18 protein-coding genes and 3 tRNA genes are annotated in these 23,928 nt (G+C 66.2%); 10 read left to right on the top strand and 11 right to left on the bottom strand.

Going from position 1 to position 23,928, the window contains the following annotated elements; translation table 11 throughout:
* Positions 1–86: 86 nt before the first annotated feature.
* Positions 87–163 (bottom strand) — tRNA-His (locus VYI76_RS07035).
* 70 nt (positions 164–233) lie between these two features.
* On the opposite strand from VYI76_RS07035, the gene VYI76_RS07030 reads away from it, so the two are divergent.
* Positions 234–914, top strand: a complete 681-nt coding sequence (locus tag VYI76_RS07030; RefSeq protein ID WP_326524059.1) for a prolyl hydroxylase family protein — start codon at positions 234–236, stop codon at positions 912–914.
* Between the two features lie 163 nt (positions 915–1,077).
* On the opposite strand, the gene VYI76_RS07025 is transcribed toward VYI76_RS07030, so the two are convergent.
* Both VYI76_RS07025 and VYI76_RS07020 read right to left on the bottom strand, forming a co-directional pair.
* Positions 1,078–3,744, bottom strand: a complete 2,667-nt coding sequence (locus VYI76_RS07025; RefSeq protein WP_326524058.1) for a TonB-dependent receptor domain-containing protein — start codon at positions 3,742–3,744, stop codon at positions 1,078–1,080.
* A 78-nt stretch (positions 3,745–3,822) separates the two neighbouring features.
* Positions 3,823–5,415 carry a hypothetical protein gene (locus tag VYI76_RS07020; protein ID WP_326524057.1) on the bottom strand — a complete coding sequence of 531 codons (1,593 nt, stop codon included), beginning with the start codon at positions 5,413–5,415 and terminating at the stop codon, positions 3,823–3,825.
* 114 nt (positions 5,416–5,529) lie between these two features.
* Here VYI76_RS07020 and VYI76_RS07015 point away from each other — a divergent pair, with 114 nt between their 5' ends.
* Positions 5,530–6,255: a nucleotidyltransferase family protein gene (locus VYI76_RS07015; RefSeq protein WP_326524056.1), complete on the top strand. Its 726-nt coding sequence runs from the start codon at positions 5,530–5,532 to the stop codon at positions 6,253–6,255.
* Between the two features lie 69 nt (positions 6,256–6,324).
* On the opposite strand, the gene VYI76_RS07010 is transcribed toward VYI76_RS07015, so the two are convergent.
* The 3 genes from VYI76_RS07010 to lon all read right to left on the bottom strand — a co-directional run bounded on the left by VYI76_RS07010 (position 6,325) and on the right by lon (position 9,282).
* Positions 6,325–6,399 (bottom strand) — tRNA-Val (locus VYI76_RS07010).
* Between the two features lie 66 nt (positions 6,400–6,465).
* Positions 6,466–6,738 carry an HU family DNA-binding protein gene (locus tag VYI76_RS07005; protein WP_326524055.1) on the bottom strand — a complete coding sequence of 91 codons (273 nt, stop codon included), beginning with the start codon at positions 6,736–6,738 and terminating at the stop codon, positions 6,466–6,468.
* Positions 6,739–6,885: 147 nt separating this feature from the next.
* Complete coding sequence (gene lon, locus VYI76_RS07000) at positions 6,886–9,282, bottom strand: endopeptidase La (protein WP_326524054.1); 2,397 nt, start codon at positions 9,280–9,282, stop codon at positions 6,886–6,888.
* Here lon and VYI76_RS06995 point away from each other — a divergent pair.
* The 7 genes from VYI76_RS06995 (at position 9,281) to clpX (ending at position 16,979) form a co-directional block, all read left to right on the top strand.
* On the top strand, positions 9,281–10,000 hold the full coding sequence (locus tag VYI76_RS06995) for a hypothetical protein (protein ID WP_326524053.1): 720 nt from the start codon (positions 9,281–9,283) through the stop codon (positions 9,998–10,000). The genes lon and VYI76_RS06995 overlap by 2 nt on opposite strands.
* Complete coding sequence (locus tag VYI76_RS06990) at positions 9,997–11,688, top strand: M1 family metallopeptidase (protein ID WP_326524052.1); 1,692 nt, start codon at positions 9,997–9,999, stop codon at positions 11,686–11,688. Before VYI76_RS06995 ends, VYI76_RS06990 begins: the two co-directional genes overlap by 4 nt.
* Before the next feature lie 304 nt (positions 11,689–11,992).
* Positions 11,993–12,077 (top strand) — tRNA-Leu (locus VYI76_RS06985).
* 75 nt (positions 12,078–12,152) lie between these two features.
* Positions 12,153–13,778 carry a trigger factor gene (gene tig, locus VYI76_RS06980; protein WP_326524051.1) on the top strand — a complete coding sequence of 542 codons (1,626 nt, stop codon included), beginning with the start codon at positions 12,153–12,155 and terminating at the stop codon, positions 13,776–13,778.
* Positions 13,779–13,957: 179 nt separating this feature from the next.
* Positions 13,958–14,887, top strand: a complete 930-nt coding sequence (locus tag VYI76_RS06975; RefSeq protein WP_326524050.1) for a glycosyltransferase family 2 protein — start codon at positions 13,958–13,960, stop codon at positions 14,885–14,887.
* A gap of 63 nt (positions 14,888–14,950) precedes the next feature.
* Positions 14,951–15,595, top strand: coding sequence for an ATP-dependent Clp protease proteolytic subunit (locus tag VYI76_RS06970; protein ID WP_326524049.1), 645 nt, complete (start codon positions 14,951–14,953; stop codon positions 15,593–15,595).
* A 112-nt stretch (positions 15,596–15,707) separates the two neighbouring features.
* On the top strand, positions 15,708–16,979 hold the full coding sequence (clpX, locus tag VYI76_RS06965; RefSeq protein ID WP_326524048.1) for an ATP-dependent Clp protease ATP-binding subunit ClpX: 1,272 nt from the start codon (positions 15,708–15,710) through the stop codon (positions 16,977–16,979).
* A 72-nt stretch (positions 16,980–17,051) separates the two neighbouring features.
* Here clpX and VYI76_RS06960 read toward each other — a convergent pair whose 3' ends face one another.
* Together VYI76_RS06960 and VYI76_RS06955 are read right to left on the bottom strand one after the other, a co-directional pair.
* A complete protein-coding gene (locus VYI76_RS06960; RefSeq protein WP_326524047.1) occupies positions 17,052–19,625 on the bottom strand; it encodes an HWE histidine kinase domain-containing protein in 2,574 nt (857 codons plus the stop codon).
* A complete protein-coding gene (locus VYI76_RS06955) occupies positions 19,603–20,157 on the bottom strand; it encodes a biliverdin-producing heme oxygenase (RefSeq protein WP_326524046.1) in 555 nt (184 codons plus the stop codon). Before VYI76_RS06955 ends, VYI76_RS06960 begins: the two co-directional genes overlap by 23 nt.
* Positions 20,158–20,262: 105 nt before the next feature.
* On the opposite strand from VYI76_RS06955, the gene VYI76_RS06950 reads away from it, so the two are divergent.
* Complete coding sequence (locus VYI76_RS06950) at positions 20,263–21,405, top strand: calcium:proton antiporter (protein WP_326524045.1); 1,143 nt, start codon at positions 20,263–20,265, stop codon at positions 21,403–21,405.
* Between the two features lie 3 nt (positions 21,406–21,408).
* On the opposite strand, the gene VYI76_RS06945 is transcribed toward VYI76_RS06950, so the two are convergent.
* Genes VYI76_RS06945 through VYI76_RS06935 form a run of 3 tightly spaced genes read right to left on the bottom strand, consistent with a single transcriptional unit; the run spans position 21,409 to position 23,911 of the window.
* Positions 21,409–22,023: a hypothetical protein gene (locus VYI76_RS06945; protein ID WP_326524044.1), complete on the bottom strand. Its 615-nt coding sequence runs from the start codon at positions 22,021–22,023 to the stop codon at positions 21,409–21,411.
* A 2-nt stretch (positions 22,024–22,025) separates the two neighbouring features.
* Complete coding sequence (locus VYI76_RS06940; RefSeq protein WP_326524043.1) at positions 22,026–23,177, bottom strand: M48 family metallopeptidase; 1,152 nt, start codon at positions 23,175–23,177, stop codon at positions 22,026–22,028.
* Positions 23,174–23,911 (bottom strand): hypothetical protein, encoded by a 738-nt coding sequence (locus VYI76_RS06935; RefSeq protein WP_326524042.1) that lies wholly within the window; start codon positions 23,909–23,911, stop codon positions 23,174–23,176. The genes VYI76_RS06940 and VYI76_RS06935 overlap by 4 nt, the downstream gene beginning before the upstream one ends.
* Positions 23,912–23,928: the final 17 nt, after the last annotated feature.

The following is a 23,928-nucleotide window of genomic DNA, read 5'->3' as shown; positions in this document are numbered from 1 at the left end:
TCGTCTCACCACAGAAAGGAAATTTCTGTCGCACGTAATATTATTTTACGTAAGGAAGCGCCAGCCCTTACGGCAGCGGCGGAAAATGGGGCGACCGACGGGACTTGAACCCGCAACTTCCGGCATCACAAGCCGACGCTCTAACCAATTGAACTACGATCGCCGTGGAGGGGCGCGCTTAGCGTCGCGCGGAGCGGCTGGCAAGGCGTCAGATGCCGCGCTAGGAAACGGCCATGCGCATCATCTCCGCCGAAATCCATGTGAACCCCGCCGAAGGCTCGGGTTTCCCCTCAGAGCCCGTGATCGATCGGATCGCGGCCGATCCGAAGGTTCAGCGCGTGCCCAGTCCCAAGGTCGCGCTGTTCCTCCGCAAGAATTTCCTCGATGCCGAATTGTGTGCGCGAATTGTCGGAAAGATCGACGCCAATCGCCGCCCCTCCACCGTGTCCGACTACAACGGCGACGACCTGTTCCGCACCAGCGAGACCTGCGACCTGCCCTATGACGATCCCGACGTGATGGAGGTCGATGCCCGTATCCACGCGCTCACCGGGCTCGACAATGCGTTCGGCGAGCCGATGCAGGGCCAGCGCTATGCGGTCGGCCAGGAGTTCAAGGGCCACACCGACTATTTCGAGCCGCGCGGAGTCGACTTCGCGAAATATTGCAGCGTCTCGGGCCAGCGCACCTGGACGGTGATGATCTACCTCAACGAACCCGGCGCAGGCGGCGCGACCCGATTCAAGGCGATCGACAAGATCATCCAGCCCGAAACCGGTAAGCTGGTCGCGTGGAACAACCTGCGCCCCGACGGTCGGGTGAACCCATCGACACTCCACCACGGCATGAAGGTGCGCGAGGGCACGAAATACGTCATCACCAAGTGGTTCCGCGAGCGCCACTGGCCGCGGTGAACGCACCGGGAAGTTAGCCAGCTTCCTGCTCGAAACATCATTACCGCACAGGCGGGACTCAATCGTCGCTGACCGTGATGGGACGGATGGCGTTCAGCGAGAATGGATTCCCGCCTGCGCGGGAATGACAAAGGGGGGGACGGTCGCCCCCACCCCCCATCGGTCAGAGCTTCGCGCTCAGACCCAGCGAGAACACCCGGCCCAGACGGTAGCGGTTGACGTCCACGCGCTTGCCGTCGCCGAAGTCCTGAAACTCCTGGTATCCGGCCCCGGTCAGGTTGCGCGCTTCGGCCTTCAGCTCGAATTCCACGCCGCGCACCGTGAAGCCCTGCCGCCCGACCAGGTCGAGGCGAAAGCCGGGCCGCTCGATGAAATCGGGCAGGCGCACGCCGCCGCTCGCCGCGATCGGCCCGCGGTTGCTGACGCGGTCGCTGGCGTAGTTCAGCAATACCGTGAACTGCGAAAGCGTCGCGGTGTCTTCTATGCCGAGTTGCAGGTTCACCAGATGGTCCGACTGGCCGACCATCGGCGCGCCGTCGCGGAACAGCAGGTTGGCCGGTTGCAGGATCGGGTTGCCGGTGGTCGGCTGGATCGGACCCGGCACCAGTTCGGTGCCCGCCGCCACGTTCGATTTGGTGAAGGTGTAGTTTGCGACCGTCAGCAGCCGCTTGGTCGCGAAGAAATCGCCACCGAACACGCCGGACAGCGGGAAATATTTCTGCACCTCCACTTCGCCGCCATAGAGCGTGGCCGACGGTGCGTTGGAGAAGCCGGTCTGCACCGTGTCGGTGCCGGCCGGGAAGAACGCGATCGCCTCGATCGGCCTGTCGATCTTCTTGTAGAACCCCGCGAGCGTGAAGCGCTGGTCGCGGGCGAAGAACCATTCGTACCGGCCTTCCGCATTCCACAGCGTCGAATCGACCAGGAACGGGTTGCCGAAGAACTGCCGGTCGCTTTCGAAATCCTGGTAAATCTGCGGCGCGAGCTCGCGGAACTGCGGCCGGGCGATCGTCTTCGACCCGTGCAGGCGCAGCTGCATGTCCTCCTTGAAGTTCCAGGTGACCGTCGCCGCCGGCAGCCAATAGTCGTTCGACAGCAACGTGTTGCGCGTGCCGCCCGCCGTGCTCACCCGCTCGTCCGCCTTTTCGTAGCGTACGCCTGCGTTCAGACGCAGGCCATCGATCACCTCAGCCTCGATCTGGCCGTAACCGGCGTGGATCGTCATTTCCGCGTCATAGGCCGCGGTGCCGAGGTCGGTCGACGTGTTGCGCAGGATGATGCCGAAATGCTGGATCGTCGAATCGGACAGCAGATAGTCCGGCCGCAGCTGGGCCACGATCGGATGAAGCGTCGCGCCGCCGGCGATCTCGTACCGGAAGGTGTAGCGGGTCGAGGAACGATCGGTATCGGCATAATAATAGCCGGCCGAAACCGTGATCGGCCGCGCCGTCGGCAGGCGATACGACAGGTCCGCCTGGCCCGACCACAGGCTCTCGTTCAGTTCCGAGAAGTTGACGCTCGCGCCCGTCTGGCCCGACAGGTTGTTGACGTAGTCGCGGGCCGCCTGGTTGTAGATATAGGTGAAGGCGCGCTCATAGGGCGAATTGCGCTGCGTTTCGGCATAGCCGCCGCGTACGTCCAGCCGCACCGCACCGAGCTTAAACTCACCGACCATCTGGCTGTTGATGAGCTGGCGTTCGAACCAGTTGGTGTTCTGTTCGATGAACGGCTGGGTGCCGTCCGGCAGCACACCGATGTTGCTGGTGCTGCCCTTCGCCAGGCGCCCCTGCTTCAGCGTGTCGTGGATGTAGAGGTTGGTCCAGCGGATCTTCTGGTCACCGAATTCGGCGCCGAAGCCGAGCAGGCCATTCACGATCGCCCGATGATCGGTGAGCACAGTGCGGAAATCGCGCACCAGCGCGCCCGACGCCGCATCGGTCACCTGCTGCACCGCGTCGCGTGTGCGCCAGCCGTTGCTGATTCCGCCGGCGCCGATCACGCCCAGCCGGACCGAGCCGACATCCACCGACGTGCCGAAGCTCACGTCACCGGACCAGTTGGCCGGCAGTTGCGCGTTCTCCATCAGCAGCGTGGTCGGCGCGTTGGACATGGTGATGAGGTCGGCGGCGTTCGTCACCGACGCGCCGGCCGCGCCTGCCTGCCTGATGAAGCCCGGCACCGTCCGCTCGCCCGAATCGAAGCCGGTCCAGTCATAGCGGCCGCCGTCATAAACATAACCGAGTTCGCTGGTGGTGACGGTATCGGCGCTCACCGATCCACCGAGCTGGACGAACGTCTTGTTGGGCACCGCGCGCGTCGTCAGATTGATGACGCCGCCGCCGAATTCGCCGGGATAATTGGCCGAATAGCTCTTCTGCACCAGGCTGGAGGCGATGACGCTGGTCGGGAAGATATCGAGCGGCACCACGCGGCGCAGCGGCTCCGGGCTGGGCAGCGGCGATCCGTTGAGCAGCGCGCTCGAATAGCGATCGCCAAGGCCACGCACGAAGACGAAGCCGTTGCCCTGCACCGACAGGCCGGTGACGCGCTGAAGCGCGCCGGCGATGTCGCCCTCGCCGGTCCGCGCGATGTCCGCCGCCGACAGCACCGACACCACCTGCGGCGTCGCGCGGACGGTATCCGGGATGAACCGGCCGACCACGACGATATCGTCGGTCACCTGCATGCCCGGCGCGGAAATCTCCACCTCCTCGGACGGTGGCACATCTTGCTGGGCGGGCGAGGCCGGGGTCGCCGGGGGTGACGTCTGCGCCAGCGCCGCGGGGGCGACCAGCGCCGAGCTGGCGAGGCAGAGGGCGAGAATCTTCATGGGACGCGTGCTTTCCGGGGTTCGACGTGAAGGGGATCCGGGGCGGCGGCTTGGGGAACGCCGCCCCGGAAACACGCGTCAGTTCGGCACGCTGGTGCAGGCGCCGCTGGTCGTGCCGAAGTTCGCGCGGTTGGAATTGCAGGTCCAACCCCGGAACCAGGCGTCATTCGGCCCGGACACCGCGCCGATGTAGCTGGTCTGGACCAGGAATCCCGATCCCGACGGGTTCAGCGTGGCCGCGTTGAACGGCGTCACCGCCAGCGCCGCGGTCGACGGATAGAAGCCGTTCTGCAACGCGTTGGCCGCGGTGCCGTTCGGCGTGTTGTTGGTGCCGGCGGAAACCAGCGCAGCCTGTTCGGCGGTCGTCACGCTGATGCTGTTGACGGTCGTCTGCGCCGCCAGAGACTGGCAGGCGAAGAAGATCGAGTTGAACACCGGCGGGCCGGCATCCGACTTTGTCGCATCGGCGGCGCGGATCGTCGACTTGTCGGTCGCCGAAGTTTCGCCGGCGACGACGTTGAGGCAGGCGACCGGCGAGGTGACGATGCCGTTGACCATCGTCGAATCCATCCCCCCGCGCAGGCGGATCGCCGCGTTGGTGGCGGTCGAGGTGTGGACGAAGGTGAAGTTCGCCAGCCGCTGGTTGGTGCGCGGCAGCGCATCCTCGTTGCCGTTCGAATCGCCTTCCAGCGCGTAATTGTCGGTCTGGGTGTTGTTCGGCTTCTGCACCGCGATGACGAACTGGATCAGGCCCTGCCAGCCCACATCGACGTCCAGGCTGTCGTCGTCGGCGCCGGTCATCACAAGATAGCGCAGGTTGGTGCGGCCACCGAAGATCTCGATGCCGTCGTCCGACGAATTGTGGATCTGGACGTGATCGATGACGGTGCCCGATCCGGTGCCGCCCAGCGTCAGGCCCTGCAGCTCGTTGTTCGGGCTGATGACGGTGCCCGAATAGCGGATCTGGACATAGCGGAACACGCCCGAGCTGTCGGTCGGCGTCGCGCCGCCGTAGAGCGCGTTGCCGGTGCCCTCGACGACGTTCTCGCAGTTCACCGAACCGCCCGCCACGTTGGTGTTGCAGTTCGAGATCGGCGCGCGGCCGGCCAGGATCACGCCGCCCCACAGGCCCTGCGATTCGTCGGTGACGCCGCCGGTCAGGTTGGCCTGCGCGGTGAAGATGATCGGCTGTGTTTCGGTGCCTTCCGCATTGATGCGGCTGCCGCGGTTGACGATCAGATAGTCGTTGTCGGCATTGGTGGTGTTGGCGAACAGGACGACGCCCGGCGCGATGTTGAGGATGCCGGTCTGGGTGCTGGCGGTGCCGGCCCCGCCGACGTCGACGCCCACATCCACACGGCCGTTGATCTCATAGGCGACGCCCGCCAGCTTCGCGAGGCTGACGTTGCCGGTGATGAGCGACGGCAGGCGGCACGCGCGGAAATTGCCGACGACGCCGCCGTCGTTGGTGCCCGACGGACAGCTTGCGGCGGCCTGGCCCGGTGTCGGGGTGGGCGTCGAAGGGGTCGGCGTCGGCGTAGGCGCCGGCGCCGGGATCACGATCGTCCCTTCGCCCGGCGAGGCGACGCTGGACGCCCCATCGCACCCGGCGAGGGCGAGGGCTGCCGTGGAGCCAAGCAGGACGAGCCCGAGGCGGTTGAACTTGCGCATGACGTCTCCCGTGTCGATTTCGCGTGGATTGCGATGGACGGGGAGCAGGAACGCCCCCCGCGACCGACTCAGGCTTCCCCCTGCCGGCCTCGAAGGGCGCGCTAGGGGGTGGATGTGACGCGGGCGTTGAGGTTCGGCGACGGGTTCGTGACGCTGGTGTTACGGTTGGGTGACGCGGTGGCCCGCATCGGCCCGCTTGTGGAACCCCGCCTTGCGGCTGGCTGGCCGGTTCGCCAGATATCCCGCATGACAATATCGGGCGAGCATCTGGCGAACTTGCAAAGCCTGCTGCGACGCGATCCATTGCGCTTTGAAGCGCTGACCATTGTCGCCGGCTTGAACCTGCCCGATTGCTGGATAGCGGCCGGATTTGTCCGTGACGCCGTTTGGGATCATTGCCATGGCTTCCCCGTGAGGCCGCCTTTGGGCGACGTCGATGTGATCTGGTTTGGAGAAGACCAGCGCGACGAAAGCATCGATCGCGAAATCGAGCAGCGACTGTCCAGGCAGCGTCCTCACCTGGCGTGGTCTGTGAAGAACCAGGCGCGCATGCACCTTCGCAATGCGGACGTTCCATATGCTTCGGCTGCGGATGCAATGCGGCACTGGCCCGAAACGGCGACGGCCACCGGCGCGCGCATCGATGAGGCGGGTGCGGTTCGCATCGCCGCGCCTTTCGGTGCGCACGACCTGTTCAATCTGCTGCTACGGCCCGGCCCGGCCTTCGCCGCGGAAAAGCTGTCCATCTTCGCCGAAAGGGTGCGATCGAAGCGGTGGCTCGAACGCTACCCACGCCTGCAACTGGTGGTTGATCCGTTCGCCGTCGCCGGAGGTGGGTGACCAGGGCCCGCACCCGATGGAAATTACCAAAAAGCCCGCCGGTCTCGCGACCTGCGGGCTCTTGAAGGATGGTGGGCGCGACAGGGATTGAACCTGTGACCCCACCCGTGTGAAGGGTGTGCTCTACCGCTGAGCTACGCGCCCATCCTTACGCGGGAAGCGGGCCTTTAGGGGGCGTTCCGCCCCCTGTCCAGCCCCGGCGGACCGATCCTAGTTGACCGAATCCTTCAGCACCTTGCCGGCCTTGAACTTCGGCTGCGACGACGCCTTGATCGTCATCGGCTCGCCGGTGCGCGGGTTGCGGCCGGTCGATGCCTTGCGCTTGCTGACCGAAAAAGTGCCGAAACCGACCAGGCGCACTTCGTCGCCCTTCTTCAGCGCAGCCGAGATCACGTCGAACACAGCCTCGACCGCCTTGGCCGTGTCGCCCTTGCCAAGGCCCGACGCCTCGGCGACCTGACCGATCAGCTCCTGCTTGTTCATGCGCTGAAAACCCCCGTTTGAAATACGCGACAGTGGAAGGATTCGCGGCCGATGCCGCTCAGCGGCGCAGTAAGGCGACGCGAACCGCGAGAGTCAAAGGGTTTCGGCATGATCCCGCCGCACCTGCGACGGAATCATGCCTAATTTTCAATGGTGCAGCGCGTCACCGGCGGTCGCCACACCCTGCGGCGGCATGGCCGCAAGTTCGTCGGCATCGGTCCAGTCGATCGCCGCCAGCTCGCCGGTCAGCGCCAGGCGCAGCACCTCGTCGACATGCTTGACCGGCACAATCTCAAGCCCTTCGCGGATATTGTTCGGAATCTCGGCCAGATCCTTCTCGTTCTCCTGCGGGATCAGCACCGTGGTGATCCCACCGCGCAGCGCCGCCAGCAGCTTTTCCTTGAGGCCCCCGATGGGCAGCACGCGGCCGCGCAGCGTCACTTCGCCGGTCATCGCCACCTCACGCCGCACCGGAACGCCGGTCAGCGTCGAGACGATCGAGGTGACCAGCCCGATGCCCGCCGAAGGGCCGTCCTTGGGCACCGCGCCCTCGGGCAGGTGAACGTGGATGTCCTTGCGCCCGAACAGGCTGGGCTTGATGCCATAGGACGGCGCGCGCGCCTTGACGAAGCTCATCGCCGTTTCCGCCGATTCCTTCATCACGTCGCCCAGCTTGCCGGTCAGCTTGATCGCGCCCTTGCCGGGCACCGTCACGCTCTCGATCGTCAGCAGCTCACCGCCGACCTCTGTCCAGGCGAGGCCGGTGACCGCGCCGATCTGATGCTCCTCCTCGCCGAGGCCGTGGCGGAACTTCTGCACCCCGGCGAATTCGTGGAGGTTTTCGGGCGTGATCGTAACCGACTCCGCCTTGCCCTCCAGAATGCGGCGCAGCGCCTTCCTCGCCAGCTTGGCGATCTCGCGTTCCAGCGTGCGGACGCCCGCCTCTCGCGTGTATTGCTGAATCAGCGCGCGCAGGCCTTCGATGGTTAGCGTGAATTCGCCGTCCTTCAGCCCATGCGCCTCGATCTGCTTGGCGATCAGGTGGCGGGTCGCGATCTCGACCTTCTCGTCCTCGGTATAGCCCTCCAGCCGGATGATCTCCATGCGGTCGAGCAGCGGCTGCGGCAGGTTGAGCGAATTGGCGGTCGTCACGAACATGACGTCCGACAGGTCGATGTCGATCTCCAGATAATGATCGTTGAATTTGCTGTTCTGTTCGGGGTCGAGCACCTCGAGCAGCGCGGAAGCGGGATCGCCCCGGAAGTCCTGGCCCAGCTTGTCGATCTCGTCGAGCAGGAACAGCGGGTTGCTGGTGCCGGCCTTCTTCAGGTTCGACACCACCTTGCCCGGCAGCGAGCCAATGTACGTACGGCGGTGGCCGCGGATTTCTGCCTCGTCGCGCACGCCGCCCAGCGACTGGCGAATGAATTCGCGCCCGGTCGCCTTGGCGATGCTCTTGCCCAACGACGTCTTGCCGACGCCCGGCGGGCCGACCAGGCACAGGATCGGCCCCTTCAGCTTGTTGGTGCGCGCCTGGACCGCCAGATATTCGACGATCCGGTCCTTCACCTTCTCGAGCGCATAGTGATCCTCGTCGAGGATCGCCTGGGCGGCCGCGATGTCCTTCTTGATCTTTGACTTCTTGCCCCACGGCAGGCCGAGCAGCACGTCCAGATAATTGCGCACGACGGTCGCCTCGGCGCTCATCGGCGCCATCGTCTTGAGCTTCTTGAGCTCGGCGGTCGCCTTGGTCCGCGCTTCCTTCGACAGCTTCAGCGTGGCGATCTTCTGGGTCAGCTCGGCGACCTCGTCGCCCTCGCCTTCCTCGCCTTCATTGCCCAGTTCGCGCTGGATCGCCTTCAACTGTTCGTTGAGGTAATATTCGCGCTGGGTCTTCTCCATCTGTCGCTTCACGCGGCTGCGGATCTTCTTCTCGACCTGCAGCACGCCGAGCTCACCCTCCATGAAGGCGAAAACCATCTCCAGCCGCTTGCGCGGATCGATCTCGATCAGCAGGGACTGTTTGTCGCTGACCTTGAGCGACAGATTGCCGGCAACCGCGTCGGCCAGACGCGCCGCGTCCTCCAGCTCGCCCAGTTGCACCGCCGTCTCCGCCGGCAGCTTGCGGTTGAGCTTGGCGTAATTCTCGAACTGGTCGACGACCGAGCGCATCAACGCCGCTGTCTCGGCGCCTTCCGCCTCGCCATCGACGACCGCGCTGACCGTCGCGACCAGATGCGTCGCCCCGTCCTCCAGCGTTTCCAGCTTCGCCCGCTCCTTGCCGGCGACCAGAACGCGCACCGTGCCGTCGGGCAGCTTCAGCAGCTGCATCACCTCCGCCGTCACGCCGATATCGTACAGGTCGTCGCGGCCGGGATCGTCCTCGCCGGGATCAAGCTGCGCGATCAGCAGAATTTCCTTGTCGTCGGCCATCGCGGCTTCGAGTGCGGCAACGGACTTGTCCCGGCCGACGAACAGCGGCACGATCATATGCGGAAAGACGACGATGTCGCGCAGCGGCAGAACGGGATAGGAAGTCTTCATGTATACTCCGGGGCCATCCGAATTCGACGGCGATCACGCTCTATATGGGATCGCGACCGATCGCATCAATCGCCGGCTGCTGCTGGCCGGGCTGGCGGCGATCCCGCTGATCGGCCTGGCCGACGCCGCCGAGGCGCAGAACCGCCGCGACCGCCAGCGGCGCGGACGCCGGACCGAGCTCAAGTCGGCACGGTGGGAGGGGACCGGCAAGATCTACTTCGGTGATCGCGGCTGGGTGGAAATCGGCTTCGCGACGACGATGGAACCTTTCGTCCGGGTCCGTTCCGAAAGCTGGGTGGTCGGCGAACCCGCGGCGGACCGTCGCACCCTGGTGATCGAACCCAACGAAGCCTATTCGACGCAGGGTGGCCGGCGCACGGACCTGTCCGCGCAACAGGCCGCGCACGAACGCCAGCAATATGGCGTCTATGCCTATATGCTCGGCCTGGGTCGCCAATCGACGGCATCTTCCGGTGCGCGCAAGTCCGCCCAGCCGGGATTTCCGGAAGCTACGCTCTATTACGACGGCGACCGGGTCTCGATCATCGACATCGTCGTCGATGCGCCCCGCCCCGGTCCCAGGATGACCGAACGCTTCACGCTGACCGGCGAACTCGCGAGCGGCGAAGCGCGGTTTCCGCAGAAGATCGCGATCTTGCAGGATTTGCGCCCCGCCTATGAATTGCAGGTGACGAAGTTCGAGGCCACCTACGCATGATCCTCGCGGCAGCCGCCGCGGCGCTGGCCGCGGCGACGCCGGCCGCAGCGGAAGCCGGCAAGCCGCCGATCACGGCACAGACCGCGCGGTCGGGCGGGCCGCTCGATCCCGACCAGGCAAAGCTGGCGCTGGAAACGGTCGATCTGGCGATCGAGCTGTTCCCGGCGCGTGCGGCGATCGCCGGCACCGCGACGCTCGCCTTCACCGCGAAACAGGCGGTCAGCCGCCTGCCGATCGACCTCGATCGCAACCTGCCCGTCTCCGCGATTTCGATCGACGGACGGCCGCTGCCGCGAGGGGCGTGGGAAAATCCGGAAGGTCGTCTGTTCGTCAACCTCCCCGCCCCGATCGCCGCCGGGCGGCGGTTCGCGGTGACGATCGCCTATGGCGGGACGCCCCACGTCGCGGTGCGCGCGCCGTGGGACGGCGGGTTCGTCTGGACGAAGACGCCGGACGGTCGCCCCTGGATCGCCACCGCCGTTCAGGGCGAAGGCTGCGACCTGTTCTGGCCGTGCATCGATTCGCCGACGTTCGAACCGGCGCGGATGGACCTGCGCATCACCGTGCCGAAGGGGCTGAAGGCGCCGTCCAACGGCAGGCTGAAGGGTGTCGAGACGCTGCCCGACGGCCGCACGACGTGGCACTGGTCGGTCGCGCGGCCCAACACCTATGCCATCGCGCTCAACGTCGCACCCTATGAGGAGCTGACCGGCACCTATCGCAGCCGGTTCGGCAACAGCTATCCGCTGCAATATTGGTATCTGCCCGGAGACGAGGCCAAGGCGCGCGGGCTGTTCGCCGAACTCGCGCCGATGCTCGATTTCTACGAGAGCGTCGTCGGCCCCTATCCCTTCCCCGACGAAAAGGTCGGCATCGTCCACACGCCGCACCTGGGCATGGAGCACCAGACGATCAACGCTTACGGCAATGCCTATAAAAAGGCGCCCGAGGGGTTCGACTGGCTGCTGCACCACGAGCTGGCGCACGAATGGTTCGGCAACCAGCTGACCGCGTCCGATTGGGACGACATGTGGCTGCACGAGGGCTATGGCCAGTATATGCAGCCGCTTTACGGCCGTTGGCGCGAAGGCGACGCGCGTTATCTGGCGATGATGCTGAAACAGCGCGAACAGATCATGAACCGGGTGCCGATCGTGACGGGCACGTCGCGCACCACCGGGGCGACCTATTTCGATCGCGGCAACGTGCCGGACAACGACGTCTACGTGAAGGGATCGTGGATCCTTCACACGCTGCGCGAACTGATCGGTGACGCCGCCTTTTGGGAGGTGACGCGCCGCGCCGTCTATGGCCGCCCCGATCCAAAACCGGGCAATTTCGCACCGCGGTTCGGATCGACGGCGGAGTATCGCCGGCTGGTCGATCAGGTGACGGGGGGCAGTTACGGCTGGTTCTTCGATGTCTATCTGAACGCGGCGAGGCCCCCGGAACTGATCGAGGCGCGCGACGGCGACCGGCTGACGCTAGGGTGGAAGGTGGCGGGCGACAATCCCTTTTCCATGCCGATCGACGTCGCGGTGGACGGCAAGGTCACCCGGCTGGCGATGGAGGGCGGGCGGGACAGCCTTACCCTTCCCGCCGGCGCCCATGTAGTGATCGATCCGATGGCTCGCGTCCTCCGTCGCGACACGGCAATGGAGGCGGTTCGCGCGCAGGCCCGGCGCTAACCGACTATGGTCCCCGGTGACGGCACGTCGATGTTAGGTACGGGGGGAGAGAACTCTGGCGGCGGGACCGTCGGCTGGCCCGGCTGGCCGGGCATCGGCGGTGCCTCGGGCTGGCCCGGTGCGGGTTGGCCGGGCACCGGCGGAGGCGGCGCTTCGGGCGGCGGAGCGTCGGGTTGGGGGATCGGCGGTTCGACGGGCATCGGAACATGTCTCCTTTCCTGCCCCAACGCGCGCCAATCCCGGCGGTTGCGCCGTCCTGCGCCTTTGCTATAGAGCCGCGCGCAACCGGCGGCTCCACCGCCGCGCGGGCGTGGCGGAATTGGTAGACGCGCTGGTTTTAGGTACCAGTATCGCAAGATGTGGGGGTTCGAGTCCCTTCGCCCGCACCAGTCTCCCTCCACGTGATCGCGCGGTGGCGAAGCCGCCTTCACTGATTTCCATTGTCGAGAAAGCAAGCCGCAACCATGCAGACCGTCGAGACGCTGAACGAAGGCCTCAAGCGCGCCTATACGCTGACCATCACCGCCAAGGATGTCGATTCGAAGGTCGACGCCGAGGTCAAGCGGATCGCGCCGCAGGTGCGGATGCCCGGCTTCCGCCCCGGCAAGGTGCCCGCGAACCTGGTGCGCAAGATGCACGGCGAGGCGATCGCCGCTGACGCTCTCAACTCGGCGATCCAGTCCGGCATCCAGCAGTTGATGGCCGACAAGGCGCTACGCCCCGCGATGCAGCCGTCGGTCCGCCTCGAAGGCGACTATGCGCCGGGCAAGGACGCCGAGGTGAAGGTCGAGCTGGAAGTGCTGCCCGACGTGCCCGCCCCGTCGATCGACGGGCTGAAGCTGGAGCGGCTGACGGTCGAGCCGGACGAAGCCGCGATCGAAGCGCGCCTGGGCGAGCTGGCGCAGGGCTCGAAGTCGTATGACGATGCCAAGAAGGGCCACAAGGCGAAGACCGGTGACCTCGTCATCATGGACTTCGTCGGCAAGGTCGACGGCGTCGCCTTCGACGGCGGCACCGGCGAGGACATGTCGGTCGAGATCGGCTCGGGCCGCCTGATCCCCGGTTTCGAGGACCAGCTCGTCGGCGTGAAGAAGGGCGACGAGACCCAGATCAACGTCACCTTCCCCGAGGATTACGGCGCGAAGACCCTGGCCGACAAGGCCGCGACCTTCGACCTGACGATCAAGGACGTGCGCGTCGCCGGCGAGAGCAAGATCGACGATCAGCTCGCCAAGAACCTGGGCCTCGAGAGCCTGGAGCAGCTGCGCGGCATCCTGAAGGGCCAGGCGGAGCAGGAGCTGAACGGCCTGACCCGCACCCACATGAAGCGCAAGCTGCTCGACCAGCTAGCCGCCGGCCACGATTTCCCCGTGCCGCCGTCGATGGTCGAGGCCGAGTTCGACCAGATCTGGCATCAACTGGTCCACGAGACCGAGCACGAGGCAGACCCCAAGGCGGCGTTGGCCGAGCTGGAAGCCGAGAAGGACGATTACCGCAAGATCGCCGAGCGCCGCGTGCGCCTTGGACTGCTGCTGTCGGAGATCGGCCAGGCCAACGGCGTCGAGGTCAGCCAGAACGAGATGAACCAGCTCATCATGCAGGCCGCGCAGCAATATTCGCCCGACCAGCGCGAACGCTTCATCCAATATGTCCAGCAGGAGCCGATGGCCGCCGCCCAGCTGCGCGCGCCACTCTATGAGGACAAGGTCGTCGACTTCCTGTTCGACAAGGCGGAGATCAGCGACCGCGGCGTGACCCGCGAGGAACTGGAAGCCGCGATCGAGAGCGAGGACGGCTTCGACACCGGCACCCACACCCACGATCACGACAAGCCGGTCGCCCGCAAGTCGAAGAAGGCAGACGGCGACAAGCCCGCCGCGGCCAAGAAGGCTCCTGCCAAGAAGAAGGCGACCGAGGTCACCGACGCCGACGTAGAGCCCGCAAAGGCGGATGCGAAGGCCGAAGCCGCCGAACCGGTGAAGAAGGCCGCAACCAAGAAGGCTCCGGCCAAGCAGGCCGAGACCGCCGAGGAAGCACCGGCCAAGCCGGCCGCCAAGAAGGCCCCAGCAAAGAAGAAGGCTGAGTCGTAGGGCTTGCTTCCCCTCTCCCCGTGGGAGAGGGTTGCGCAGACTTGGCAGCTTGCTGCCTTAGTCGGAGCTGGGTGAGGGTGTCCCGCTATCGATAGCGCGTCCCCTCATCCAAGCTTCGCTAGCGAGCAAGCTCGCAAGCTACGCTATCCTTCTCCCTCCGGAGAAGGTTTGGGGGGCCAATGACGACCGCACCACGCATCGCCGTCCTGCTGCCGTGCTATAACGAGGAAGCCGCGATCGCGCAGACGGTCGCGGGTTTTCGCGACGCGCTGCCCGGCGCGACCGTTTACGTCTACGATAACAACAGCGCCGACGGCACGGTCGAGGTCGCGCGCGGCGCCGGCGCTGTCGTCCGTACCGAGCGGATGCAGGGCAAGGGCCATGTCGTCCGCCGCATGTTCGCCGATGTCGATGCCGACATCTATGTGATGGCCGACGGCGACCTGACCTATGATCCGGTTTCCGCCCCGGCGATGGTCGAGCAACTCGTTGCCGACGGGCTCGACATGATCGTCGGCACGCGGGTGCACGAGGCGGCGGACGCCTATCGCCGCGGCCATGTGCTGGGCAACCGCGCGATGACCGGCCTGCTCGCCAGCCTGTTCGGGCGCAGCTTCACCGACATCTTCTCGGGCTACCGCGTCTTCTCCCGCCGTTTCGTGAAGAGTTTCCCGGCGCTGTCCGCCGGGTTCGAGATCGAGACCGAAATCTCGGTCCACGCGCTGGAACTCAAGATGCCGGTGGGCGAGGTCGAGACGCGCTATCTCGCGCGGCCGGAAGGATCGGCATCGAAGCTCAACACCTACCGCGACGGCGCCCGCATCGCGCGGACAATCGCCACGCTCTACCGGATCGAGCGGCCGCTTTGGTTCTTCGGCGCGATCGCCGCGACGCTGGCGTTGCTCGCGGTGCTGCTGTCGATCCCGCTGGCGATCACCTGGGTCGAGACGGGCCTCGTCCCGCGCCTGCCTACCGCGATCCTCGCGACCGGGCTCGCCATCGTCGCCTTCCTCAACCTGTTCACAGGGCTGATCCTCGACACCGTTGTGCGCGGCAGGCGCGAGATGAAGCGGTTGGCCTATCTCGCGATACCGGGGCCACAAGCCTGACCCCTTGCGCCCCCTGCCCCGAGCGACGATGTAAGCACGACCAAATCCAAGAGCGGGAATATCATGCACGACCCCATGAGCGTCATCCAGAACGCCCTCGTCCCCATCGTCATCGAACAGTCGAGCCGCGGCGAGCGCAGCTTCGACATCTATTCGCGCCTGCTGCGCGAGCGCATCATCTTCGTCGTGGGTCCGGTCGAGGATCACATGGCCTCGCTCATCACCGCCCAGCTGCTGTTCCTCGAATCGGAGAATCCGAAGAAGGACATCTGGATGTACATCAACTCGCCGGGCGGCGTGGTGACGGCCGGCATGGCGATCCACGACACGATGCAGTATATCCGTCCGCGCGTCGGCACGGTGTGCATCGGCCAGGCGGCATCGATGGGCAGCTTCCTGCTGGCGGCCGGCGAGCCGGGCCTGCGCGTGGCGCTCACCAACGCCCGGATCATGATCCACCAGCCCTCGGGCGGGGCGCAGGGCATGGCCAGCGACATCCAGATCCAGGCCAAGGAAATCCAGCGCATCAAGGACCGGATGAACGCGCTGTACGTCAAGTACACCGGCAAATCGCTGGAGGAGATCGAGCGGGCGATGGATCGCGACACGTTCCTGGAGGCCGACGAGGCCAAGGCGTTCGGACTGGTAGACGAGGTGTACGACAAGCGACCGGGCGTGCCCGATGGCGACGCGGCACCCACGGCTTAACCCCTTGTTGCCTATGGGTCGGGTAAATCTTGGTTTGCCCGACCGGGGCCGCCGTGTACTATGGCTGGCCATATCCAAGCGCGGCGGACCTGTGCGCGCCAGAGGTGATTGAATGACGAAACTGAGCGGTGGCGATTCGAAGAGCACCCTCTACTGCTCGTTCTGCGGCAAGTCGCAGCACGAGGTGCGCAAGCTGATCGCCGGTCCGACCGTGTTCATCTGCGATGAATGCGTCGAGCTGTGCAACGACATCATCCGCGAGGAAACCAAGTCCGCGCTGGTCAGCAAGAAGGACGGCGGCGTGCCGACGCCGCAGGAAATCTGCGACGTGCTGGACGATTATGTCATCGGCCAGCGCCGCGCCAAGCGCGTTCTGTCGGTCGCGGTGCACAACCACTACAAGCGGCTGAATCACGGCGCGAAGGGTGCCGACGTCGAGCTCGCCAAGTCGAACATCCTGCTGATGGGGCCGACCGGTTGCGGCAAGACGTTGCTGGCGCAGACGCTGGCGCGCATCCTCGACGTGCCGTTCACGATGGCCGACGCGACGACGCTGACCGAGGCGGGTTACGTCGGCGAGGACGTGGAAAACATCATCCTCAAGCTGCTCCAGGCCTCCGACTACAACGTCGAGCGAGCGCAGCGCGGCATCGTCTACATCGACGAGATCGACAAGATCAGCCGCAAGGCGGAAAACCCGTCGATCACCCGCGACGTTTCGGGTGAAGGCGTCCAGCAGGCGCTGCTCAAGATGATGGAGGGCACGATCGCCAGCGTGCCCCCGCAGGGTGGCCGCAAGCATCCGCAGCAGGAATTCCTGCAGGTCGACACCACCAACATCCTGTTCATCTGCGGCGGCGCGTTCGCGGGCCTTGAAAAGATCATCGGCAACCGGCTGGAAGGCAAGTCGATGGGCTTCGGCGCGCATGTCGCCGCGCCTGACGAGAAGCGCACCGGCGAGGTTCTGAAGAGCGTAGAACCCGAGGATCTGCTGAAGTTCGGGCTGATCCCCGAATTCGTCGGCCGTCTGCCCGTGATCGCGACACTCGAGGATCTCGACAGCCCCGCGCTCATCAAGATCCTGACCGAACCGAAGAACGCCCTGGTCAAGCAATATCAGAAGCTGTTCGAGATGGAGGACGTGAAGCTCGGCTTCACCGACGACGCGCTGTCGACGGTCGCGAAGAAGGCGATCGATCGCAAGACCGGCGCGCGCGGCCTGCGTTCGATCCTGGAAGGCATATTGCTCGACACGATGTTCGACCTGCCCAGCATGGACGGCGTCGACGAGGTGATGATCGACAAGGACGTGGTCGCCGGCTCCAAGGAGCCGGTGCGCGTCTATGCCAAGAAAGAGAAGGAAAAGGCCGGCGACGCCGCCTGATCCTCCCGGCATATTCAACAAAATGGGCGTCGGGCGACCGGCGCCCTTTTTCTTGCAGCGTTCCGAAGGACGCTACGCGTCGGTTCCCAGCAGCCCTGCCATCGCCCGCGCGATATTCTCCATCGTATAGGGCTTCTGCACCACCGTCCGCCCGCGATGCAGCGGCGGCAACTGGGCCTGCTCACCATAGCCGGTCGCGAACACGAACGGCACGTCGAGCTCGGCCAGCCGGTCGGCGATGGCGAAGCTGGTGGTGTCGCCGAGATTGATGTCGAGCATCGCCACCGTCGGCACGCTCGCGTCCATATGATCCAGCGCGGCATCGACCGTCGCCGCCGTCGCCACCGCCTCGGCGCCCAGCCGGCAGACGATATCCTCGGCATCGAGCGCGATGATAAGGCTGTCCTCTACTACCAGGACACGTTGCTCCGTGAGGATCCGGCCCGGCGGCGGCTGGGGATGGCCGGGCGCCGGGCGCGGAAAGCGGATCGCGGGGCCAGCGAAGGTGCGGGGCTCCGACACATGGCGCCCCGGAATGCGGAACGTCGCCTCGACCCCGTCCATCGCATAGTCGATCCTGGCCGACCCGCCGAGGTCGTACGGCACCGAACGGTCGATGATCGTGGTGCCGAAGCCCTTGCGGATGGGCTTCACCACCGGCGGCCCGCCACGCTCGCGCCAGCGGATGTTGAGGTCGCCGTTGGCGGCGCGGTCCCAGCTGATCGTCACCCGCCCCTCGGGCACCGACAGGCTGCCGTACTTGGTCGAGTTGGTCACCAGCTCGTGGATCACCAGTGCCATCGTCGAATAGGCCTGCGGATTGAGCAGCACCGGCTCGCCTTCGGACAGCACGCGATCCCGCTCATCGACGAAGGCTGCAGCCTCGGCGTCGATCAGCGCCTGCATCGGGGCCGGCCCCCAATGGTCGTCGGTAATCTGATTGTGCGCGCGGGCGAGCGCATGGATGCGCCCATCGACCATCTTCACATAGTCCTTCACCGCCGGGTCGTTGGGTTTAGACTGGCGGATCAGGCCACGGATCACGCCCAGGATGTTGCGGACACGGTGGTTGAGTTCGGCGATCAGCACTTCCTGCCGCGCGGTCGCCTGCTGACGCTCGGCCGAGGCCTCGTCCGCCAGGCGCAGCACCACCTCGATCAGCGTCGCGCGCAACGTCTCGGCGACGCGCATCTCCGACTGGCTGAACGGCCGCGACTTGCCCTCGACGAGTTCCTTCCACTCCTCGAAACTCTGCCGCGGGGTCAGGCGCGGACCGTTCGGGCCATATTCCACCGGCTTGTGCGGATCGCCAGCCCAGCGCACCGATCGCACCAGTTCAGAACGGAACAGCACCACATAGTCGCGCGGCGACCGCGATATCGGGATCGCCAGCAGGCCGGATGCCTCCGCGGCGAACCGATCCGCGCCATCGACCAGCGCGGCGATATGATCGGTCGCATAGACCTTGCCCGCCGCCGTCGTGTTGAGCGCACGGATGATGCGGCGGAAATCCTCGGTCGGCGGGGTGACGCCGGAAAAGGCGTAGTTGCCGGCGATCCATACGCCGACCCCGTCCGCGGGAATCGCATTGGTCAGTATGTCGGCCAGCCAGTCCGGATCCTTGAGCAGCGTCTCGTCCGACGCGACCGCGCCCAGCAGCTGGTCGGAAATGTCGCGCGCGCGCCGTTCGAATTCGACGGTCTGCTTGCGCTCACGGCTCTCGAGCCGCATCGAAAACATCTGGGCGAACAATTCGCTGACCGATCGGCGCTCGAACGTCGGCACATGTGCCGAATAATGATGGCAGGCGAACAGCCCCCACAGCCGCCCGTCAACCAGGATAGAGATCGACATCGACGCGCCGACGCCCATGTTCTTCAGATATTCGATGTGGATCGGCGAGACGGAGCGCAGCACCGACAGCGACAGGTCCAGCGGCTGACCTGCCTCATCCCGCTCGGGCACGATCGCGACCGGTGCGGCGTTCACGTCGGAAATCACCCGCACCAGATTGCGGGTGTAGAGCCGCCGCGCCTGGGCGGGGATGTCGCTGGCCGGATAGCGCAATCCCAGGAAACGGCCGATGCCGGGCTTCGCCGCCTCCGCCACCACTTCGCCTGATCCGTCGGCCGCGAAGCGATAGACCATCACCCGATCGAAGCCGGTCAGCGCACGGACCTGACGCGCGCCTTCGCGGAAGAAGGCCGTCAGGTCCTCGCACTGATCGAGCCGGGTAATCATCGACCGCACCATGCCGGTCGCGTCGCCATGCTCGCCGGAGGCGGGCTCGGCCTCGATCAGCACCTGCCCCCCGGAGAAATGGATTGCGACGTCGAACCGGCGCCCGCCCGGCACGAGCTCGGCGTCGAACAGCCGCTCGACCGCATCGGGGCCACGCAGCATCGCGGCGCGGTTGCGCAGGTCATGGACCGCAGGCGACGGCAACAGATCCGCCAGCGGCTGGCCGATCAGCTCACGCGCGCCGCGCCCGAGAAAGTTCGCGATATTGGCCGACGCGCGCGCAACGATCCAGTCGGCGGTCAGCGCCAGCAGGAACCCTATTGGCTGGATCGCGCCCGGAATATGGATCGGTTCACGGTCGCAGTTGGTGAGATCGACCGTTTCAGCCACGCCGCCCAAGCGCATGCGTCCCGATAAGGTTCCGTCCACCGCGCTCGAACAGGGAAAAGACGGATTGCGCCGCGGCGATCGCCTGGGCGACCGCTGCGGGCGCGTCAAGCCGTTCGTCAAGCGTTTCCATGAGTTTACGCCAGGCACCCGGCCGACCGGGGGCGAGAAAGCGTGTCGGCGCACCCGCCGGCACCGATCGCAAAAGGATTGCCCCGCCGAGCCGCGCCCCCTCCAGAACGTAGATCGCCCCGAGCAGCGCCGCCGGGTCCGAAAGCTGTGGCGGCGCGAGCGGCGTCGGCACCCCTTGCCCGAGTGCGGCCAGATCGTCGCGTAGTGCCTGTGCGCGTCTCCGCTCCGGCCAGTCAGGCAGCAGCGGCAGCACGTCCGCCGCGTCGATCGCCGCCTCGACAGGCAGATGCGCAGCCGCCTGCGCCGCCAGAAACGCTCCATAGTCCGCGGCATCTTCCAGCCGCAGCACAGAGAACAGCGCATCGACCCGTGCATGGTGTTCGCCGGTCGCATCGCGAAGGGCGGCGCGGACTTTCATCCGCGCGCGTTGCCTGCGCTTTCACGGCCATGCAACACGAATAATCGGGAAAAACCGCGCCTGCGGCCTTGTGCCGCGCCGATCCAGCCTGTCTAGAGGATGCACATGGCCGGACTGGAAAACATCGCGACCGACGTGCCGCACGAGGCACCTGTGCTCACTCGGGACTGGAGGCACCCGCTCGGCCTCCCCCTTTGGTCAGTGATCCTGCCCCCGCTCGGACTGCTTTCGGTATTCGCCGCTCTTTCGAAGCTGGGCGGGTTCGGGTCGCTGGCGGCGGCGGTCATCCTGATGGGCTGCATCATCGCCGCCGTGCATCATGCCGAGGTGGTCGCGCACCGCGTGGGCGAGCCGTTCGGCACACTGGTCCTTGCCGTTGCGGTGACGGTGATCGAGGTGTCGCTGATCGTCAGCCTGATGCTGTCCGATTCGGGCGACGCGTCCACCCTAGCGCGCGACACGGTGTTCGCCGCGATCATGATCATCCTCAATTTCATCATCGGCATCTGCCTGTTGTCCGGCGGCATCCGGCACCGCGAGCAGAAATTCACCCTGCGTGGCGTGAGTACGGCGCTCAGCGTGCTGGCCGCGATGTCGGTGCTGTCGCTGGTCCTGCCGAACCACACTTCCAGCGCGCCGGGGCCGGTCTATGCCGGATCGCAACTGGTGTTCGTCGCGGTCGTGTCGCTGATCCTCTATCTCGGCTTCGTCACCGTCCAGACGGTCAGCCACCGCGATTATTTCCTGCCGGCCGCCGATCTGCCGCTGGACGCCCATGCGGAGCCGCCCACGGCGGTCGCGGCGGTCACGTCGTTCATCCTGCTGCTCTTCGCGCTGGTCGCCGTGGTGCTGCTGGCGAAGGCGCTGGCGCCGACCGTCGAGGCCGCGGTGATCGGCGCGGGCCTGCCGATCGCGACTGTCGGCATCATCATCGCCGCGCTGGTGCTCGGGCCGGAAAGCCTGGCGGCGCTTCGTGCGGCGCGGCGCAATCGACTCCAGACCAGCCTGAACCTGGCGCTCGGCTCGGCGCTGGCGACGATCGGCCTCACCATCCCGTCCGTCGCGATCGTCTCGCTGATCCTGGAACTGCCCCTGTCGCTGGGGGTCAGCGCGAAGGGGATGACGCTGCTGGCGCTATCGCTGTTCGTCACCACCCTGTCGCTCGGCACCGGACGCACCACCGCGCTCGGCGGACTCGTCCACCTGACGATCTTCGCAGCCTATCTGTTCACGACGGTGGTGCCGTAGGGGCTATTCGCCAACGGTTACGGAGGCGCCGGGTATGCGGACGCTGTCCATCACGCGCCGCGCTTCCGGGATGCCAGCGTCGAAATAATGGATCGCGGGCGCGGTGAAGGTGACCAGATACAGCTTTCCCTCGACGATCGCCGCCCGCCCCTCGCCCTGGCGGCGGACATCCTCGTCCTGCACCGAATAGCTGTAGGTGAAGCGCACGCCGGGATGGCCGCCGAGCCGCGTCGGGGCGACTTCCCCGACCTCGAACAACGAGGTGCGCAGCAGGATGCGGTGCGAACCCTCCACCGCGCGGACGATCTCCGGCGCCAGCATCCCGGCATCGAATTTCGGCAGCGGCTCGTCCTTCTTGCTGCGCTCGCGATAGATCGCCTCGCCGGGCAGCACGCCGGCGAAAAACTGGAGCTGGTTGAGCGACACGCCGTCCAGCGTCCAGGTTTCGCCACGCTTCGACGGACGGACCGACCAGCGGTTCCAGTCCTCGCCCGGCGTCACCGTCATGGCGGACTTTGCGACCGCGACCGGGGTCGCCTTCGGCATCAGCGTCCAGCCGGCGATCGCCGGGGTGGCGATCGTCCAGGCAGCCGCGGCCAACAGCAGCTTCACGCGCATGTTCAACTCTCCCCCGCCAGCATAGCGATCATCGCGCGGTCCCCGGCGTCCGGTTTCAGTTTAAGATACTCGGCGAGCGCCGCACGCCCGTTGAGGTCGTCGCCGCTCCGTAACAATGCCAGGCCGAGGCCGCGCCGGGCCTCTGGCAACGTTGATCCGGCGGCGATCGCCGAACGATAGGCGTCGGCAGCCTTCTCCATGTCCCCGCCCGCATTCCGCGACCGATAGAGCTCACCGCGCGCATAGAGCAGCTCGGGCGTCCAGCCTCCCTCCGCAAGACGCATGAGCAGGAAGTCGGTCGCGCCGAAATCGTTGAGCTTGATCTGATCGTCGATCAGCTGCGTCCACCAGGGCGCCAGCGCCGCGCGATACTCGGCCGCGCGAGCATCCATTTCGGGTGTCGCCAGCTTCGCCGCGTCGGCGGTCAGGTACGCGACGCGCTCCGCGCTGTTGGGATGGGTGGCAAAAAATCCGCCGTTGCGGTCCTTGCGCGACTTGCGCTTGCGTTCGGCGGCAGTCGCATCCTGTTCGTCGCGCAACTGGCTCCACACCGCGGCGAATTCGCCCGGCGCGTATCCGGCCTTCGCCATCCAGCTCAACCCGATCGTATCCGCCTCGCGCTCCATATCCCGGCTGTTGGCGAAGATGCCGCCCATCATCCCGACCTGCGCGGCGAGGCCGACGTACGGCAGGAACGACAGCCAGGCCATCGCATCGGTCTTTGCCCGCGCGTCACGGAAACCCTTCAGCGAGTGACGCTGCTCGAAATGCGCGAATTCGTGGCCCAGCACCGCCGCCAGCTGCGCCTCGTTCCGCGCGCGCAGCAGCAGGCCGGTCCACACCTGCATCATGCCGTTGGGCGCCATGCTGGCGTTGAAATAGGGTGTGCGGACCAGATAAATACGCGCCGCGCCGCAGCGATCCGCGCCGACAGTGCGGCACAGCACGGAGTTCACATAGGCGTTGAGCGCGGGATCGCGGACCACGAAGTCCGAGGTCGTGAGCGTGCGCTCCGCCTCCTCCATCTCCATCCACAACCCGCGCTCCTCGGCGGTTTGCGGGCCATAGGCGACCAGGGGTGTCGCGGTCTGCGCCACTGCGGTCGTCCCCAGTGCACCAGCCAGCACCGCCGCCAACGCGCGGCGGGCAATCATTTCGCCGCGGCCCTTACCGGCGCCGGATCACCCTCGCGCCGCGGGAAATCCTCCAGCAGCTGACCCACCCGCTTGATCGCACCGTCCGCCTCGCGCACGTCACCGCCCATCGCCACATCGGCGTTGATCCAGACGAGCTCGCCGGTCTTCAGATCGACCAGTCCGGCATAGCCGACATGGACCCCCGAGGGGATGTAGGCGCCGAACAGCAGCCCCATGACTTGCGCCGCCTTGCGCCCGGCGGAACCGTAGCTGTCGTTGGTGAACAGGAACAACCCGTAGTCGCCACCGCCGATCTCACCCAGCCTGGCGACGCCGGGCCCGAGCGTCCAGTTGAACTCGGCGCGCTTGGTTGGCAGGCGATTGCCCGCGAACAGCTTGTGGCTGACGACCGCATCGGTCACCGCCCGGAACAATGCGCGATAATCGGCCAGCAGCTTGCCGTCCTCGCCCTCCAGCTCCGGCATCGGCTTCAGTGCCTGGGCACCGCCCGGCCTTGCGGCATCGAGCGCGTCGGCGATGTGCTGCCGCGCCGCTGCCGTCCAATCGGCATTGGGCTGGTTGAGGCCACCGGTGGTCTGCTCGCCGACGCGCACGTCGGGCCGGAACACCAGGATGCGGACCGGCTGTTCCTTCGGAAAGGCAAAACCCTGTTTTGATGCGGAGGCCTCGGCCCCGAACTGCGCGACGGCCGGCGTTGCGACGACCGCCATCGCCGAGACGGCGACCGGCAAGAAGACCCTCAATAAAC

Source organism: Sphingomonas sp. (assembly GCF_035910975.1).
Classification (GTDB): domain Bacteria; phylum Pseudomonadota; class Alphaproteobacteria; order Sphingomonadales; family Sphingomonadaceae; genus Sphingomonas.
Note: the sequence above shows the minus strand (reverse complement) of the source record. Positions and strands in the feature narration are given on the sequence as shown.